We start from the raw sequence: 16,526 nt of genomic DNA on the forward strand, positions 1-16,526 counted from the left end.
TTCAGCAGCCCACGCGGTTCGCCGCCACCCGCCGGAGCCTGTCCAGCACCACGGAGGTGGCGGGGATCCGCAGGTGGTCCCGGTAGACGTAGGCGGAGATGTGGCGGCGGGCAGCGGGCTGGAGGGCACGCCCGCAGACCCGGCTCAGCGCCAGCGAGGGAAGGACCAGGGCCGGCATCATCGCCACGCCCAGCCCCTGGGCGACCAGGCTCTGCACCACCAGGTTGTCGTCGGTGGCGAACCGGATGTCCGGGACGAAGCCCAGTTCCGCGCACTCGTGCAGCAGGTTGGCCCGGCAGCGCGGGCAGCCCGCGATCCACCGTTCCTCGGCGAGGTCCGCGAGGTTCACCGCGCGGCGGCGGGCCAGCGGATGGCCGTTGGGCAGCAGGACGGTCAGCTGGTCCTCCATCAGCCTGACCTCGGCGACCTCCTCCGGAACCGCCTCGTGCAGCCCGGGATAGGTGAACGCGAGGGTGATGTCGCACTCTCCGCGCCGCAGCCGGTGCAGCGAATCGGGCGGCTCCCCCTCCAGCAGTTCGACCTGGACTCCCGGGTGGTCCTTGGCCAGTCCGCTGAGCGCCTCGGGGACCAGCGCGACGTTGGCGCTGGGGAAACCGCAGAGCCGGACCCGCCCGGTGCGCAGCCGGGCGTACGCGGACATCTGCTGCTGTGCCTCGGTCAGGGAGCCGAGGATCGACTCGGCGTGCCTGGCCAGGGACTCACCGGCTTCGGTGAGCCGCATCCGGCGGCCGACGCGGGTGAACAGCGGTGTGCCGACGGCGCGTTCGAGCGCCTTCATCTGCTGGGTGATCGCGGGCTGGGTGTACCCCAGGGCGCGCGCGGCCGCCGAGTACGACCCCGAGACGACGACCTCGTGGAATGTCCGGATGTGCCGCGAATCGAACACCTCCGAAGCATAAGCGGATGTTGGGAGGGGCCGTAGGCACAATCGCGCCTACGACCCCTCCCGGACCGGCCGGTGATCGGCCAGGGCCCGGGGGCCGGCCGGGTGCTTCAGCCCGTGGGTTGCTTCAGCCCGTGGGGTGCTTCCGCCCGTGGGTTACTTGTCGCCGATCCGCGAGCCGAGGGTGATGTCCACCGTGTGCGGCTTGCCGTCCCGCAGGTAGGTGAGCTTCAGGGTCTCGCCCGGCTTGTGCGTCCAGATCTCACTGATCAGCGTCGGGCCGCTGTCGATCGGCTTGCCGCCGAACTCGGTGATGACGTCGCCCGGCTTGAGTCCTGCCTTGTCGGCCGGACCGCCCGGCTTGACGAGCTCCGCGGGGGAGCCGCCCGACTCCGAGATCTTGGCGCCCTCGGACTTGGCCTGGAGGTCGACGGAGACCTCGATCACCGGGTAGACCGGCTTGCCGTTCTTGATCAGCTGGTCGGCGACCGTCTTCGCCTGGTTGATCGGGATGGCGAAGCCGAGGCCGATCGAGCCGGCCTGGCCGCCGCCGAAACCGCCGTTGCCGGCGGACTGGATCGCCGAGTTGATGCCGATCACCGCGCCCCGGCTGTCGAGCAGCGGGCCGCCCGAGTTTCCGGGGTTGATCGAGGCGTCGGTCTGCAGCGCGCTCATGTACGAGTTCTTGTTGCCGCTGCCGTCGCCGGATGCCACCGGGCGGTGCTTGGCGCTGACGATGCCGGTGGTGACGGTGTTCGACAGGCCGAAGGGGGCGCCGATGGCGATCGTCGGGTCGCCGACCGCCACCCGGTCGGAGTCGCCGAGGGCCAGCGGGGCCAGGCCGGACGGCGGGGTCTTGAGCTTGAGGACGGCCACGTCGTAGCCCTGGGCCCGGCCCACCACCTCGGCGTCGTACTTCTTTCCGTTGGAGAAGGTCGCGGAGAGCTTCCCGCCCTCGGCGGCGGAGGCCACCACGTGGTTGTTGGTGAGGATGTGGCCCTCTTGGTCGTAGACGAAGCCGGTGCCGGTGCCGCCCTCGCCGTCGCCCGCCTGCGCCTGGATGGTCACCACGCTGGGCAGGGCGTGTGCGGCCAGACCCGCCACCGAGCCGGGGTCGCGCTTGAGGTCCTTCGGGGTGTTCCCGGCCGCGACCGTGGTGGAGCCGGACACCACGTCCCCGCGCTCGGCCGCCCAGTAGCCGATGCCGCCGCCGACCCCGCCGGCGAGCAGCGCCGCCACCAGGACCGCCGCGATCAGGCCGCCGCGGCTCTTGCGCTTGGCCGGCGGCATGCCGTCGGTGGTCAGCGGGGCACCCCAGCCGCCGTGGCCCGTTCCGCCGGGCATGCCGTACCCCGGGACGGCCGGCGGGGGCGGCGGCCAGGCGGCCGCACCGTGCGCGGCCGGGGGAGGTACGGGCGCGCCGTACGCCGGGGCGGCGGGCGCAGGGGCCTGGCCCTGGAGGGGCTGGACGGGCTGGGCGGGGGGCTCGGGCGCCGGCGGCAGCTGCTGGGTCGGCGCCTCGCCCGGAACGGGGGCGGCGGGGCCGGGAGCGGCAGGCGCCGCCGGACCCGCGGGAGCGGCATGCGCCGCCTCCGGGCCGGACTCGCCTTCGGCCGGCCGGTCCGACCGGTGCGTGCTGTCACTCACGGGCACGGGAGCGGCCACCGGCACGGGAGGTGCGGACGGGGCCGCGGGGGGCGTCGGGGCCGCGGTGCCCTCGTTCTCGGTGCTCACAGCGCTCTCTCCTCGTCGCACACGGCTTCACTGGTATCGAGTGTCCACGGATATCGGTCCGACTGAACGTTCGACCACCCGCACAAGTTCCAGGGCAAAGCCTTTCCCATGAACTGTCAGAGCACTGTAAGCCGGACCTGTGCATCCGCGCCCGGCCCGGCGCGCTGGCCCCGCTCGGTGGCACCATGACCCGGTGACCCACGCAACGCCGCGTCCCATCCAGGTCGTCGCCCACCGAGGAGCCTCGGAAGACGCCCCCGAGCACACCCTGGCCGCCTACCGGAAGGCGATCGAGGACGGCGCGGACGCGCTCGAATGTGACGTACGGCTGACCGCGGACGGCCATCTCGTGCTCGTCCACGACCGCCGGGTGAACCGGACCTCCAACGGACGCGGCGCGGTCTCCGCCCTGGAACTGGCCGATCTCGCGGCACTGGACTTCGGGTCCTGGAAGGGCCGCGAGGAGTCGCCCGACTGGGACACGGACCCCGAGCGCACCTCGGTGCTGACCCTGGAACGGCTGCTGGAGCTGATCGCGGACGCCGGCCGGCCGGTGGACCTCGCCATCGAGACGAAACATCCGACCCGCTGGGCCGGACAGGTGGAGGAGCGCCTGCTCTTCCTGCTCAAGCGGTTCGGGCTGGACGCGCCGCCGGCCGGGGGCCCGCACCCCGTCCGGGTCATGAGCTTCTCCGCCCGGTCGCTGCACCGGGTGCGCGCGGCCGCGCCCACGGTGCCGACCGTCTACCTGATGCAGTTCATCTCCCCGCGGATGCGGGACGGGCGGCTGCCCGCCGGGGTGCGGATCGCCGGCCCCGGCATACGGATCGTCCGCAGCCATCCCGGGTTCATCCGGCGGCTCCAGGCCGCCGGGCACTCCGTCCACGTGTGGACCGTGAACGAACCCGAAGACGTTCAGCTCTGCGCTGATCTGGGTGTGGAAGCGATCATCACCAATCGGCCACGACAAGTCCTGTCCCAACTCGGTCGCTGAAACACCTTTTGTCCCACCTGTCACACCCCTCCCGTCGTTACAGGGTGTGCACCGGCGCATCCGCTCCGTTTCCTATGGTCATGAATGCGTCAGAGGGCTCCGGCCCGGCGGTTTCCGGTCCAGGCCATTGGGGCATCCAGACCATGGCGTGGGGCTAAGGAGGTTCCGGGGGTGGCGTTGGTGGTGGCACAGGAAGTGCCCACGTCGTCGTGCATGGCCGTACCCCATGGTCCTGCGGGCGTGGGCGAGGCGAGGCACCGGATGCGCGAGCAGCTGCGCATCAGCGGGGTGTCCGATTCGGTCGTGGACGACGCCGTACTGATCCTTTCCGAGCTGCTCAGCAACGCCTGCCGGCACGGCAGGCCACTGGGCACCCGAGAGGTCGGGGACGGGGACATACGCGCCGCGTGGCGCGTCGACGGAGCGGGGCGGCTGACGGTCGAGGTGACGGACGGGGGCGGTCCCACCCGCCCGGTTCCGGCCACGCCTTCGGTCACCGCGCGCGGCGGGCGGGGGCTGAACATCATCAGCGCCCTGGCCCTGGACTGGGGTGTCCGCGACGGAGCCGCGGGCGAGGTCACCGTATGGGTGATCGTCGCCGCCGGGCCCCGTCACGACGATTTCGCTACGCGCGTTGCGGCGCCCGCGATCGACTTCACGGCACCCTTCGATGATCTGGATCTCCCCGAGATCCCCTGATCCGGATCCATGAGCGGGTCCGCGTCAGGGCTCCGAGGCGGCCGTTCCGGGAGTGCACGCCGACCGTGCTTCCGGCAAGGCCCCGGGTTCGGCGGTGCGGGCGGTTCGAGCGGCTAGGCTCGCGCCGTCACGTACCGCCGCAACCGGGAGACACCGACCATGGCCAAGAAGCGCCCCGCAGCGACGACCGCTGCCAAGCCGCAGCTCAAGGACGGGGAGATCCCCGTGGTGGGTGCCCGCGAGCCCTGCCCCTGCGGGTCCGGGCGCCGCTACAAGGCCTGTCACGGCCGGACCGCCGCGCACGCCGGCACCGAGCTGGTGCAGCGTCCGTTCGCCGGACTGCCCGGCGAGTGCGACTGGGTGGCGCTGCGCGAACTGGTGCCCGCCGCCACGGTCGAGCTGTCCCTCAAGGGCGGCCTGCCCAAGGGCGTCCCCTCGGTCACCCTGGCGACCGTGCTGCCGATGGCCTGGCCGGCGCTGCGCCGGGAGGACGGCTCGATCCTGCTCGGCCTCCAGAACGAGAGCTCCACCGGCGACCTCGCCCGGGACATGGCCGACACCCTGGAGCGCGCCCTCGCCACCGAGCCGGGCAACCCGGTGCCGGCCCGCAAGGCGCCCGCCGAGGGGCCGCGACTTCAGGATCTCCTCGACCTCGACGGCGTTTTCGAGCCGGAAGTTCACACCGGGTTCGAATTCTGGATTCCGGATGCGGAGAGCGCCCAGAACGCCTCCCCGGAGGTCGCCGCCTCCCTGGAACGCGCCAACGCGGCCGCCATCCCGACCGTCAAGCTGTCCGGCGTCGACGCGGCCTACTGGTGCGAGACCCCGGACAAGAACCACCTGCGCTGGGTCATGCCGCACCCCGAGGAGAAGCTGCTCGACGCACTGGCGCGGCTGCACGCCGCGGGTGAGTCCTCGCTGGGCGAAGGCACCCGTCTGGTCGGCTCGTTCCGTGCCCACGGCCTGATGGTGCCGGTCTGGGACCTGCCCACCGGAGTCTCGGCCAAGGAGGTCGAGAAGCCGGCCGCGGCGCTCGCCGAGCGGCTCGCGAAGGCCCTGGCCAACGACGCCCCGCTGACCGCGGAGGAGCGTCGTGCCCGCGGCGGGCTCACCAACCGCCAGGTCACGCTGAGTTGATGTCCGGCCACCCGCAGGACCGGTGACCGGGGTCACAACTCCCGCTAATCGCCTGCAAATCGGTGTCTGAATATCAGAGATCGAATTTGCGAACAGGCGATCTCTTGTTACGGTTCTTGTAGCCCGGTCGCTGGTGCATCCCCCGTCGCCAGCGACCGGGCCTTACATTTCTCGCGGACTTCAACCGTCCGCCGGGGCCGGGGAGTTGCTCCCCGAGCGCAGGAGCAGCTTCCCTTCATCATCCGGAACTGCAAATTCCGCTACTGCCGAGTAGTCCCCGGGCGCCCCCGCAACCCGCTCACGCGGTGTTTCGCACAGCCCGGGTTCGTCCCCGCCCTCCACGCCACAGTGGATCCGTACGGTCCGTCCGGCCGGCCCCATCAACGTGAGCACGGCGTCCAGGGCGCGGCCACTGGTGTTGCGGTAGTAACTCCGCCCCCAGGTCCGCCCCTCGGCCGACAGGACGCAGGTCTGCGCCTCCAGCCCGTCGGGGGAGGTGAGTTCGGGGCCGCAGCGGGAGTCCGTACGGGGCGCTGCGGCCGGGCCGGAACGAGCGGCGGACGGAGCACCCGGGGAACCGGACACGGCACCTGATCCGGACGCGGAGCCGTCCCGGCCACCGGACGGATCCGGCCGCCCGTCGGCACCCTCGGCCCGGGCAGACCCCGCAGGACCCGTAGAACCGGAAGACCCCGCAGAACCGGCCGCACCATGAGCACCACCCGTACCGCCGGACCGGCCCGAACCCTCACCCGGACCCCGGCCCGCAGAGCCGCCTGAACCGCCCGCCCGGCCGGAATCCTCCGCCAGCCCGAACGTGGTGAGCAGTCCGCCGCCCTTTCCGTCGCCCTGACCGCGGAAGTCCGGTCCCGCAATCGCGCCCGCGAGCGGCAGCGACAAGATGATCAGTACACCGGCACCGATTGCGATCAGGCGGAGATTCATTCGGCGAAGATAGCGGCGCGGGAAAGGGCTACGGAGATGTCCGCGCCCAATTCCCCGGGAAACTCACGCCGGTGGCACCCGTTCGAGGGATGCGGCTTCCACCAGCGCGTCCACGACCTGCGACACGTCCGGCAGCCAGGGCCGTCCGGCTCCCGGCTGCGGCGCCCGTTCCCAGCGCACCCGCCCGCCGCCGGAGGCGGCGGAGGGCGGCAGCAGCAGATAGCCACCCTCGCCGTGGAAGCGCAGCGAGGAGGGCACCCGGTCCTGGGCGTAGAGCAGTTCGCCGAGCCGTTCCAGGGAGTAGGGAGCGACCAGCAGCGACCAGCGCGCGGGCGTCGCCACCACCGGCCCCAGCCGCAGGCCCAGCGCCTCCAGCCCGGCCAGCGCCAGCGCGCCCGCGCCGGCGGGCAGGCTCACCGCGCAGGGCGCACGACCGCCGGTGGCCAGGATGACCGGCGCGGCGGGCCGGTTGGTCCACCACCAGCGCACCATGCGGGCGTCGGTGGTGGCGGCGAGCAGGCCGGGGTCGAAGGGGTGCGCGCCCGGGACCTGGCAGTCCGGGTCGGGGCAGGCGCACCGCCGTTCGTCGGTGCCCGAGCGGCCGACACCGGGGAGCACCGGCCAGCCCCAGTCGTCGGCGCAGCGCAGTGCCCCGCCGAGCAGGTCGGGCGGGCCGGACGGGCCGCTCCCGTCGCCGCCGCGGGAACGGGGGCGGGAGCCGGCACGGGAACGCACGGACTGCAAGGAACTGCGGAGCCGCTGGAGACGCCTTCCGAGGATCTCGCGCATGTGCGCTCGTTCCTTTCCGTTGAACGCCGAGGGCCACATCACACCATGTATGCGGTGTTTCACCGCACGTACACGATTCGCGTCACTGTCCGCTTGAAGCAAGTTCACACGGTTCGTGCAGTTTTCTTACGGGTCCATGAAACGTCCGGCGGGGGTGGAACGCACCAGCACCGGATCGAGCCCGGCCCCGGCCGGCGCTCCCGCCGACCTCGCCGCCAACTCGCTCCGGCCACCACGAACTACGTACCCGGAGTCACTTCCACGCCCGTCCAGTCGACCTCAAAAACGGCTCCCGTCCGGCCATTTCCGGCCAAGTTCGAGCCTTGGCCGTACGTGGAGTTGTCGCCTCACAGACACCAGGATTCCCAGCTTGACAATGCTGGACATCGATCCTCCCGGACGTGTAGATGTGGACCCATTGATGGCGGCGCAGATTGATCTGGGGGTTTGCAATGCCTTATGGCGAATCGCACCAGGTGGAAAGGCGGACGCCATGAGCGCCTCGCATCTGCCGAAAGTGGCCGGAATCGATCCAGCAGTTGCGGCCTCCCCTCACACTGCGGCCCCCGTGTCCGCCCGGACGCCCCCCGGCCCGCCCCCGCCGCCCACGCCGAGCTCGGTCATCCAGGACCGGCTGGCCGGCATGGTCTCCGACCTCACCACCCTCCACGAACTCACCGAACGACTCGCCCGCACCACCGATCTCGACTCCTCCCTCAGGGAACTCCTGCGCGCCGGCGCCTCCCTGGTCGGCGCCCGCCGCGGTCTGGTGGTCCTGGAGCCCGCGGACGGACTCGGCCCGGTCCACACCATCGGCCTGGGCCTCGGCCGCGCCGAGCTCGGTCACATCGAGACCGTGCCGCGCAGCGCCACCCGCTACGGCCGCATCCTCGACGGCCTCCCCGACGCCCAGGGCGGCTCCGAGGTGCTGCCCGAGCCCGACTCCGCGCCCGGCTCCGGCGGCTACGCGGTCCCCGTCGACCCGCACCACCGCGAGGTCGCCGCGCGCCTGGGTTACGCCGCCAGCTACGCGCTGCCGCTGACCGCCGAGGCCACGGGCCGGTTGGGCGCGGCGGTCTGGCTCTACGACGAACCGGCCGAGCCGAACGACCGCCAGCGCGACCTGGCCGACCTCTACGTCCGGCACGGGGCCGAGTACCTGGCCCGCATGGTGGAGGTCGAGCGGACCCGCATCCGGCTCGCCACCATCTCCGAGGAGCTGCTGCCCAGCCGGCTGCCCCGGGTCCCCGGCGTGCAGCTGGCCTCCCGGCACCGCACCGGCCCGGCAGGCGGCGGCGACTGGTACGACGCCCTGCCACTGCCGGAGGGCGCCCTCGGCCTGGCCGTCGGTTCGGTCACCGGCTCCGGCCCGAGCGCCGTCGCCGCGATGGGCCGGCTCCGGGCGTCCCTGCGCGCGTACGCCGTCATGGAGGGCGAGGACCCGGTCGCCGTCCTGTCCGACCTGGAGCTGCTGCTCCGGCTCACCGAGCCGGCCCGCGCGGCGACCGCGCTGTTCGCGTACTGCGAGCCCGCCCAGCGGAAGATCGTCCTGGCCGGGGCCGGGCACGCCCCGCCGCTGCTGATCGGGGACCGCCGCACCGAATACGTGGAGACCTCGCTCTCCGCCCCGCTGGGGATGCTCGCCTGCTGGGAAGCGCCGAGCGTGGAGATCGAGCCCGCCGCCGGAGAAACGGTGCTTCTCTACACCGACGGGCTGCTCCGGCGGACCGGCGACCCGATGGACCGGGCCTACGCGCGGCTGCACGCGGCGGCAGCGAACGTGCCGAGGTCGCTCCGCGAGGACCCGGACGCCCTCTGCGAGCACGTGCTGCGGACGGTGCTGCCCGAGGACGTCCCGTCCGCCGCCGACGAGGACGTCGTCCTGCTCGCCGCCCGTTTCGAGTGAGCCGGCCTCCCCTGGACGGGCGACTTCATGCCCGTTTTGGGGCGATTGACTGATTCATCACAGCCTGGTCGGCTGCTTGCCCCTCGCACATACGATGGAAGAGGTTCCTACCCGGTCCCTTGCCGTAGCGGTCGTATGAGGAGAAGACGTGGCTGACGAGCTCACCCCGGAGACCCCGGAAGAAGAGCAGCCCAAGAAGACGCACAAGCAGCGGAAGAACGGTCTCTACCCGGGCGTCAGCGAGGAACTCGCGGCGAGCATGCGCTCCGGCTGGGCCGACACCGAGCTCCACGGCCTGGCGCCGATCCCCCAGGCCGGACAGACCGCCGCCCGCCGCGCCGCGCTCTCCGCCCGCTTCCCCGGCGAGCGCCTGGTCGTCCCGGCCGGCCGGCTGAAGACCCGGTCGAACGACACCGAGTACCCCTTCCGCGCCTCGACCGAGTACGCGTACCTCACCGGCGACCAGACCGAGAACGGCGTCCTGGTGCTGGAACCCACCACCACGGGCCACACCGCGACGGTCTACCTGCTGCCGCGCTCCGACCGCGAGAACGGCGAGTTCTGGCTCTCCGGCCAGGGCGAGCTGTGGGTCGGCCGCCGCCACTCGCTGGCCGAGGCCGAGCAATTGCTCGGCATCCCCGCCAAGGACGTCCGCAAGCTCCCCGAGGAGCTCACCGAGGCCACCGGCCCGGTCCGCAACGTCCGCGGCCACGACTCCGTCGTCGAGGCCGCCCTGACCGACAAGGTCACCAAGGAGCTCGACGAGGAGCTGCGCGTCTACCTCTCCGAGGCCCGCGCCGTGAAGGACGAGTTCGAGGTCGGCGAGCTGCAGAAGGCCGTGGACTCCACCGTCCGCGGCTTCGAGGACGTCGTGAAGGTCCTCGACAAGGCGGAGGCCACCTCCGAGCGCTACATCGAGGGCACCTTCTTCCTGCGCGCCCGCGTCGAGGGCAACGACGTCGGCTACGGCACCATCGCCGCCGCCGGCCCGCACGCCTGCACCCTGCACTGGGTCCGCAACGACGGCCCGGTCCGCTCCGGCGACCTGCTGCTGCTCGACGCCGGTGTGGAGACCGACACCCTCTACACCGCCGACGTGACCCGCACCCTGCCCATCAGCGGCCGGTTCAGCGAGATCCAGCGCAAGATCTACGACGCGGTGTACGAGTCCCAGGAGGCCGGCATCGCGGCCGTCCGGCCGGGCGCGAAGTTCCGCGACTTCCACGACGCCTCGCAGCACGTCCTCGCCGAGAAGCTGGTCGAGTGGGGCCTCCTGGAGGGCCCGGTCGAGCGCGTCCTGGAACTGGGCCTGCAGCGCCGCTGGACCCTCCACGGCACCGGCCACATGCTCGGCATGGACGTCCACGACTGCGCCGCCGCGCGCACCGAGGCCTACGTGGACGGCACCCTGGAGCCCGGCATGTGCCTCACGGTCGAGCCCGGCCTCTACTTCCAGGCCGACGACCTGACCGTGCCCGAGGAGTACCGCGGCATCGGCGTCCGGATCGAGGACGACATCCTCGTCACCGAGGACGGCAACCGGAACCTGTCGGCCGGGCTGCCGCGCCGGTCCGACGAGGTCGAGGCCTGGATGGCCGGCCTGAAGGGCTGACCACCCCGCCGGCCCGTTCGGCGCCCACGGGCGCCGGGGCCGGAAAGCGCTGACCGCCGGAGGGCGGTGTCCCGAGCGGGCACCGCCCTCCGGCGCGTACGCCCCACCGCGCGTACGCCCCGGGCCACCGCGCGTATGCCCCGGCCACCTGCGCGGATGCCCGGGCCACCGACGTCACGACACGTGCAGCAGCGCTCCGTCGCGGTACTTGAGCATCTTGTCGAAGCTGACCACCGCACCCCGGCCCGGCCGGTTCCGGAACCGCACGTGGTCGGCCAGCTCCTCGATCAGGCACAGGCCCCGCCCGCTCTCCCGGAGCCCCGGTCCGGGCCGGGCCGGTCTGTGGGGGCCGACGGCGTGCGCCGGGAAGCCCGGACCCGAGTCGGTCACCTCGATCCGGCACCGGTCCCCGTCCAGATAGGCGGTGACGCGGTACGCGCCGCACTCCGCGGGCCGCCCGTCCAGTCCGGCCCGGCCACCGTGTTCCACCGCGTTCGCGCACGCCTCGCTCAGCGCCAGAGAGAGATCGAAGGAGATGTCCGGATCCACCCCCGCGGTCTCCATCGCCCCGAGCAGCAGCCGCCGTGCGAGCGGCACGCTCGCGGCCTCGCGCCTCAAGTGGAGAGACCACCAGATGCTCATACCCGTACCTATTGCCGCAGGGGCCGCCCCGTAAGCCCCCCGCGTCCGGCAGAGCCCTCTTTCGGCCCAGACGGCGGCGGGACTCGGACTCCTTCGGCACCTGCCTGGGGAAGTACCGGGGCGCAGTGCAAAAATGGCCCGGCCATGACTGTCCCCCAGACGGCACGCGCCGGAGCCTCGATCCGGCTCGCCCGGGCCGCGGTGTTCACCGCGGTCTGCGTCGTGCTGTCCGCGATCGGGCACGCCCTGGCCTCCTGCGCCACCGTGCCCTGGTGGGCGATCGGCGCGGGATTCCTGCTCGTGTTCTCCGTCGCCGCGCCCCTCGCCGGACGCCGCCGGTCGCTGCCCGGCATCGCGGCCGCACTGGCCGGCGGACAGATCGGGCTGCACGCCCTGTTCGGCCTCGGCCAGCACGGGGCCGCGGCGGCACCGGCCGCCGGAGGGGTGCAGCCGGCCTCCGACGCCTCCCTGGCGGCCCTGGCAGCCAAGCTGGTGTGCGGCGGCAACTCCGTCCCGCTCCGGCCGGGCGAGGCCCGGCAGCTGCTCGAAGCCGCCGGCATCGATCCCGACGCCCAGGCCGCGCTGGCCGGGCAGGCGGCGCACGCCGTCCACGCCCACGCGGCACCGGCCGCGCAGGCCGCGGCCGAACCCGCGACCGCCCTGTTCAGCCTGCCCATGCTGCTCGGCCACCTGCTGGCCGCGCTGGTCGCGGGGTGGCTCCTGGGGCGGGGCGACGCAGCCCTGTTCCGGCTGATCGAGCTGGGCCGACGGTCCGCCGAAGCCGCTCCCGTACGGGCGCTGCGCGCCGCGCTGGGCTTCGTACGGGCCCTCGGCAGCGCACTCCACGACACCGACCCGGCGCCCCGGCGGGCCCGGCGCGCGGCCCCCGACCGGACACCCTGCCCGGGCCGGGAGGCACTCCAGCACACGGTCATCAGGCGCGGGCCGCCGGCGGCGTACGCCCTCGCTGCCTGACGCGGCGCCCTCCTGCCCTCACTCGCGGACCGAGTGCGGTGAGCAGCGGCGGCCGCCGCGTACTCCGCGCGCGTCCGCGCCCGGAGCCACCGCACCACTGCATCCGTGGAGTTTCCGCCATGAAGATCGCTCGCGCCTGCTCTCGCACCGCCTTCGCCGCCGCACTCACCGCCGGTTCCGTCCTCGTCCTCTCGGCCACCGCCTACGCGCACGTCAGCGTGCAGCCGTTCGGGGAAGCCGCCCAGGGCGGCTACGCCACCATCGTCTTCCGGGTGCCGAACGAGCGCGACAACGCCTCGACGAACAAGCTGGAGATCAGTTTCCCGGCCGGCCAGCCGCTGTCCCACGCCATGCCTCAGGACATTCCCGGCTGGACGGTTACCGTCGAGAAGACCAAGCTCGACAAGCCGCTCACGGTCCACGGCAGCCAGGTAAACGAGGCCGTCAGCAAGATCACCTGGTCCGGCGGCAAGGTCGAGCCGGGCAAGTTCCAGCAGTTCCCCGTCGCACTCGGCCCGCTCCCCGAGAAGGCCGACAAAATGGTCTTCAAGGCGGTCCAGACGTACGACAACAACGAGGTCGTCCGCTGGATCGAGGAGCCGAAGGAAGGCGGCCAGGAGCCGGATGCGCCGGCCCCCGTACTCGAGCTGACCCCGGCCAAGGCCGACGGGCACCACGGCGGCGACGACAAGAACGCCCCCGCGGACGGCGGCAAGGGGAACGAGAAGCAGGACGGGCACGGCACGGCTGCCGCGGACGGCTCCGGCACCGACACCACGGCACGCGCCCTCGGCATCGCCGGCATCGTCGTCGGCCTCGGCGGGGTCGCGTTCGGCATCGCCTCCCGGCGCCGCACCTCCGCCTGATCTTCCGGTCCGTCCGGAATCCCTACGGCATTCGAATTTCCGACATCCCGATCCCGATCCCGATCAGAGGGACATCTCTTCATGCGCACCACACGTGTGACGGCCGCCGCCCTGGCGCTGGCGGCCGCGCTCACCCTGTCCGCCTGCGGTGACGGCGGATCCGGCGGCAACTCCGTCGCCGAGGTCAACGCACCCGCGGCCAGGAAGGCGGCCACGGTCCTCGACCGGCCCTTCCAGAAGCCGGACCTGGTCCTCACCGACACCACCGGCAAGCCCTGGAGCCTGCGGGAGCAGACCAAGGGCAAGCCCACGCTCATCTACTTCGGGTACACCAACTGCCCGGACGTCTGCCCGCTGACCATGAGCAACATCGCGGTCGCCCGGAAGGCCCTGCCCAAGGCCGACCAGGACGACCTCCAGGTCGTCTTCGTCACCACCGACCCCGAGCGGGACACCCCCGACTCCCTGGGAAAGTGGCTCAAGGCGCAGGACCCGTCCTTCGTCGGCCTGACCGGCGACTTCAAGACCATCCAGGCCGGCGCCTTCAAGCTGGGCATCGGCATCGAGGCGGCGAAGAAGGAGGCCGACGGCAGCGTCGTCTCCATGCACGGCGCACAGGTCATCGCGTTCTCCCCCAAGACCGACGAGGGCTACGTCCTCTACGGGGAGAACACGAGCGTCGACGACTACACCAAGGACCTGCCGAAGATCGCCAAGGGAGAGAACCCGTGAACACCCGCACCACCCGTACCCTGGCCGCCGCCCTCTCCCTGACGGCCGCCCTCGCCATATCCGGCTGCTCCTCCGACTCCGGCTCGGAGGGGTCGAAGGCCTCCGGCAAGCCGGAGATGAAGGTCAGCGGCGCCTTCATGCCGGAACCCGTCAACGACAAGATGGCCGGCGGGTTCATGGTCATCGAGAACGGCTCCGGCACGGCGGACAAGCTGACGGGCGTCACCAGCCCGCTCTCCGACGACGTCCAGATCCACGAGACCAAGAACCAGAAGATGCAGCAGGTCCAGGCCATGGACGTGCCCGCGAAGGGCGAACTCAGGCTGGAGCGCGGCGGCAACCACGTCATGTTCATGGGCCTGAAGAACAAGCCGAAGGTGGGCGAGAAGGTCACCGTCGAGCTCCGGTTCGAGAAGTCCGGCCCGGTCAAGGTCGAACTCGACGTGAAGGAACGCACGTACAACCCGCAGCACGGCGCATCGCACGACGCATCCCACTGACGGACCGAGGGACACACACGCCATGACGGCCACCGCCCCATCCCTGGCCCGCACCTCCGCCGGCGCGCTCCTGCCCCGGCTCGTGCTGGTCCTCGCAGCCCTGCTGGCGGCGCTGTTCACCGCGGCCACCCCGGCCACGGCGCACGCCGCACTCACCGCGAGCGACCCCAAGGACGGGTCGGTGGTCGCCACGGCCCCCGCACAGGTGACCCTCTCCTTCTCGGAGCAGGTCGCGATGGGCGAGGACTCCCTCCGCGTCATGGACCCCCGGGGCAGGCGGGTCGACACCGGTGAACTCCGCGACATGTGCAGCGGATCCGTGGTCCGGTACGGCATCGGCCTGCACACCGGGCTCCCCAACGGCACCTACACGGTGGCCTGGCAGGCGGTCTCCGCCGACAGCCACCCCATCTCCGGCGCCTTCACCTTCTCCGTCGGCGCACCCTCCGCGACCAGCGTCACCCTGCCCGCCCGGCAGGCGGGCGGCGGGCCGGTCGGCACCGCCTACGGGATCGCGCGGTACCTCGCCTACGCGGGCTTCACCGTGCTGGTGGGCGCCGCCGCCTTCATCCTGCTGTGCCGGCCGCGCGGGGCCGAGGAGCGGCCGCTGCAGAAGCTGGTCCTCCGCGGCTGGCTGGCACTCACCGCGGCCACCCTGGCCATGCTGGTGCTGCGGAACCCCTACACGGGCAGCGGCGAGTTCGCCGACGTCTTCGACCTCGCCGGGCTCAAGGCCGTCCTGGACACCAAGACCGGCGCCTCGCTGGTCTCCCGGCTGCTCCTGCTCGGCGCCGCGGCCCTGTTCATCGCCGTACTCTTCGGCAGCTACGCCCGACGACAGCGCGGCGAGCTCGACGGCGAGCGCAACGGTACGGAGACCGACCCGAAGGACACCGGCGACCTGACCTTCGGCCTCGCCATGGGCGGGGCGGTCATCGCCGCGGGCATCGCCGCGACCTGGGCCCTCTCCGAGCACGCCTCCACCGGCGTCCAGACCGGCCTCGCCATGCCGGTGGACATCCTCCACCTGCTGGCCGTCGCCGTCTGGCTCGGCGGGCTGACCGCCCTGCTGGTCAGCCTCCACACGGCGCCCGGCCTCGAACTCGATTCCGTGCGGCGCTTCTCCCGGGTCGCCTTCGTCTCCGTGCTCGTCCTCACCGCCACCGGGCTCTACCAGTCCTGGCGGCAGGTCGGCAGCTGGTCCGCGCTCACCGGCACCGAGTACGGGCGGCTCCTGATCCTCAAGATCGGGCTGGTCGTGGTGCTGGTCGGGATCGCCTCCCTGTCCCGGAAGTGGACCGCGCACCTGGCCGAGACCGGCGAGGTTCCACTGCGGGTACCCGCGGCGGCAGCCGGGGGAGAAACACGGGCGGAAGCCGAGGGGGAGGCGGAGTCCGAGGCCGGGTCCGAGGCCGGGTCCGAGACCGGGTCCGAGACCGGGTCCGAGGCCGGGTCCGAAGGCGGGTCCGAGGAGGCGGCCGAGCGCGAGCCGGTCACCGTCCCCGCCGACCCGGAGCGCGCCGCCCAGCTCGCCCGGCAGCAGGCCGCCCGGGCCAAGGCCACCCGGCGGCGGGAGCGCGACGCCGACCCCGGCCGGGCCGGACTGCGCCGGTCCGTGCTCGCAGAGGCAGCGGTCGCCGCCGTGCTGCTCGCCGTCACCACCCTGCTCACCGGCACCGAGCCCGGCCGCACCGCCCAACAGGAAGTCGGTCGCGGCGGTCCGGTGAGCACCGCCGTCCCGGACCGACCCATCAAGATCAGCCTGCCGTTCGACACCGGCGGCCCGAACGGCAAGGGCACCGCGCGCTTCGAGCTCGACCCGGGCCGGACCGGCGCCAACACCCTCCACCTCTGGATCGACGGCGCCGACGGCAAGCCGCTGGACGCCCCCGAGGTGAAGGTGGCCTTCACCCTCCCGGCCAAGGACATCGGCCCGCTGCCGCTCGCCCCCGACCGCCTCGCTCCCGGACACTGGACCGCCCAGGGCGTCCAGCTCCCCCTCGCCGGCGAGTGGCGCGTCGACGTGACCGTGCGCACCTCCGACATCGACCAGACGACCGTCCAGAAGAACGTGAAGATCGGCTGACCAGC

14 protein-coding genes are annotated in these 16,526 nt (G+C 72.5%); 10 read left to right on the forward strand and 4 right to left on the reverse strand.

From position 1 onward, the window contains the following. Position 1: 1 nt before the first annotated feature. On the reverse strand, positions 2 to 907 hold the full coding sequence (locus tag AC067U_RS09510) for a LysR family transcriptional regulator (protein ID WP_478829070.1): 906 nt from the start codon (positions 905 to 907) through the stop codon (positions 2 to 4). A gap of 153 nt (positions 908 to 1,060) precedes the next feature. Beyond that, positions 1,061 to 2,638 carry a S1C family serine protease gene (locus AC067U_RS09515; RefSeq protein ID WP_478829071.1) on the reverse strand — a complete coding sequence of 526 codons (1,578 nt, stop codon included), beginning with the start codon at positions 2,636 to 2,638 and terminating at the stop codon, positions 1,061 to 1,063. A gap of 193 nt (positions 2,639 to 2,831) precedes the next feature. Here AC067U_RS09515 and AC067U_RS09520 point away from each other — a divergent pair, with 193 nt between their 5' ends. From AC067U_RS09520 to AC067U_RS09530, 3 genes are all read left to right on the forward strand, one after another. Further along, positions 2,832 to 3,632: a glycerophosphodiester phosphodiesterase gene (locus AC067U_RS09520; protein ID WP_478829072.1), complete on the forward strand. Its 801-nt coding sequence runs from the start codon at positions 2,832 to 2,834 to the stop codon at positions 3,630 to 3,632. 84 nt (positions 3,633 to 3,716) lie between these two features. Further along, positions 3,717 to 4,331, forward strand: coding sequence for an ATP-binding protein (locus tag AC067U_RS09525; protein WP_478829073.1), 615 nt, complete (start codon positions 3,717 to 3,719; stop codon positions 4,329 to 4,331). 159 nt (positions 4,332 to 4,490) lie between these two features. Further along, complete coding sequence (locus tag AC067U_RS09530) at positions 4,491 to 5,468, forward strand: DUF5926 family protein (RefSeq protein WP_478829074.1); 978 nt, start codon at positions 4,491 to 4,493, stop codon at positions 5,466 to 5,468. A gap of 1,008 nt (positions 5,469 to 6,476) precedes the next feature. On the opposite strand, the gene AC067U_RS09535 is transcribed toward AC067U_RS09530, so the two are convergent. Beyond that, on the reverse strand, positions 6,477 to 7,202 hold the full coding sequence (locus AC067U_RS09535; protein WP_478829075.1) for a bifunctional DNA primase/polymerase: 726 nt from the start codon (positions 7,200 to 7,202) through the stop codon (positions 6,477 to 6,479). Between the two features lie 376 nt (positions 7,203 to 7,578). On the opposite strand from AC067U_RS09535, the gene AC067U_RS09540 reads away from it, so the two are divergent. Beyond that, positions 7,579 to 9,108 (forward strand): PP2C family protein-serine/threonine phosphatase, encoded by a 1,530-nt coding sequence (locus AC067U_RS09540; protein ID WP_478829564.1) that lies wholly within the window; start codon positions 7,579 to 7,581, stop codon positions 9,106 to 9,108. Positions 9,109 to 9,256: 148 nt separating this feature from the next. Next, positions 9,257 to 10,720: an aminopeptidase P family protein gene (locus tag AC067U_RS09545; RefSeq protein WP_478829076.1), complete on the forward strand. Its 1,464-nt coding sequence runs from the start codon at positions 9,257 to 9,259 to the stop codon at positions 10,718 to 10,720. A gap of 174 nt (positions 10,721 to 10,894) precedes the next feature. Here the strand turns inward: AC067U_RS09545 and AC067U_RS09550 are convergent, their stop codons facing one another. After that, positions 10,895 to 11,362, reverse strand: a complete 468-nt coding sequence (locus AC067U_RS09550; protein WP_478829077.1) for an ATP-binding protein — start codon at positions 11,360 to 11,362, stop codon at positions 10,895 to 10,897. A 144-nt stretch (positions 11,363 to 11,506) separates the two neighbouring features. On the opposite strand from AC067U_RS09550, the gene AC067U_RS09555 reads away from it, so the two are divergent. The 5 genes from AC067U_RS09555 (at position 11,507) to AC067U_RS09575 (ending at position 16,521) form a co-directional block, all read left to right on the forward strand. Beyond that, positions 11,507 to 12,337 (forward strand): hypothetical protein, encoded by an 831-nt coding sequence (locus AC067U_RS09555; protein WP_478829078.1) that lies wholly within the window; start codon positions 11,507 to 11,509, stop codon positions 12,335 to 12,337. Positions 12,338 to 12,456: 119 nt separating this feature from the next. Beyond that, positions 12,457 to 13,203: a YcnI family copper-binding membrane protein gene (locus tag AC067U_RS09560; RefSeq protein WP_478829079.1), complete on the forward strand. Its 747-nt coding sequence runs from the start codon at positions 12,457 to 12,459 to the stop codon at positions 13,201 to 13,203. Positions 13,204 to 13,284: 81 nt separating this feature from the next. Continuing rightward, on the forward strand, positions 13,285 to 13,935 hold the full coding sequence (locus AC067U_RS09565; protein WP_478829080.1) for an SCO family protein: 651 nt from the start codon (positions 13,285 to 13,287) through the stop codon (positions 13,933 to 13,935). Beyond that, positions 13,932 to 14,435 carry a copper chaperone PCu(A)C gene (locus AC067U_RS09570; RefSeq protein WP_478829081.1) on the forward strand — a complete coding sequence of 168 codons (504 nt, stop codon included), beginning with the start codon at positions 13,932 to 13,934 and terminating at the stop codon, positions 14,433 to 14,435. The genes AC067U_RS09565 and AC067U_RS09570 overlap by 4 nt, the downstream gene beginning before the upstream one ends. A gap of 22 nt (positions 14,436 to 14,457) precedes the next feature. Continuing rightward, positions 14,458 to 16,521 carry a copper resistance CopC/CopD family protein gene (locus AC067U_RS09575; protein ID WP_478829082.1) on the forward strand — a complete coding sequence of 688 codons (2,064 nt, stop codon included), beginning with the start codon at positions 14,458 to 14,460 and terminating at the stop codon, positions 16,519 to 16,521. Positions 16,522 to 16,526 lie beyond the last annotated feature (5 nt).

This window comes from Streptomyces sp. NPDC043853, assembly GCF_056436025.1.

What these genes read in the sequence shown, in the direction of transcription:
- AC067U_RS09525 (WP_478829073.1), top strand. Translation starts at nt 3,717, where the DNA reads ATGCGTCAGAGGGCTCCGGCCCGGCGGTTTCCGGTCCAGGCCATTGGG.
- AC067U_RS09530 (WP_478829074.1), top strand. Translation starts at nt 4,491, where the DNA reads ATGGCCAAGAAGCGCCCCGCAGCGACGACCGCTGCCAAGCCGCAGCTC.
- AC067U_RS09535 (WP_478829075.1), bottom strand. Translation starts at nt 7,202, where the DNA reads ATGCGCGAGATCCTCGGAAGGCGTCTCCAGCGGCTCCGCAGTTCCTTG.
- AC067U_RS09540 (WP_478829564.1), top strand. Translation starts at nt 7,579, where the DNA reads ATGCTGGACATCGATCCTCCCGGACGTGTAGATGTGGACCCATTGATG.
- AC067U_RS09550 (WP_478829077.1), bottom strand. Translation starts at nt 11,362, where the DNA reads ATGAGCATCTGGTGGTCTCTCCACTTGAGGCGCGAGGCCGCGAGCGTG.
- AC067U_RS09555 (WP_478829078.1), top strand. Translation starts at nt 11,507, where the DNA reads ATGACTGTCCCCCAGACGGCACGCGCCGGAGCCTCGATCCGGCTCGCC.
- AC067U_RS09560 (WP_478829079.1), top strand. Translation starts at nt 12,457, where the DNA reads ATGAAGATCGCTCGCGCCTGCTCTCGCACCGCCTTCGCCGCCGCACTC.
- AC067U_RS09565 (WP_478829080.1), top strand. Translation starts at nt 13,285, where the DNA reads ATGCGCACCACACGTGTGACGGCCGCCGCCCTGGCGCTGGCGGCCGCG.
- AC067U_RS09575 (WP_478829082.1), top strand. Translation starts at nt 14,458, where the DNA reads ATGACGGCCACCGCCCCATCCCTGGCCCGCACCTCCGCCGGCGCGCTC.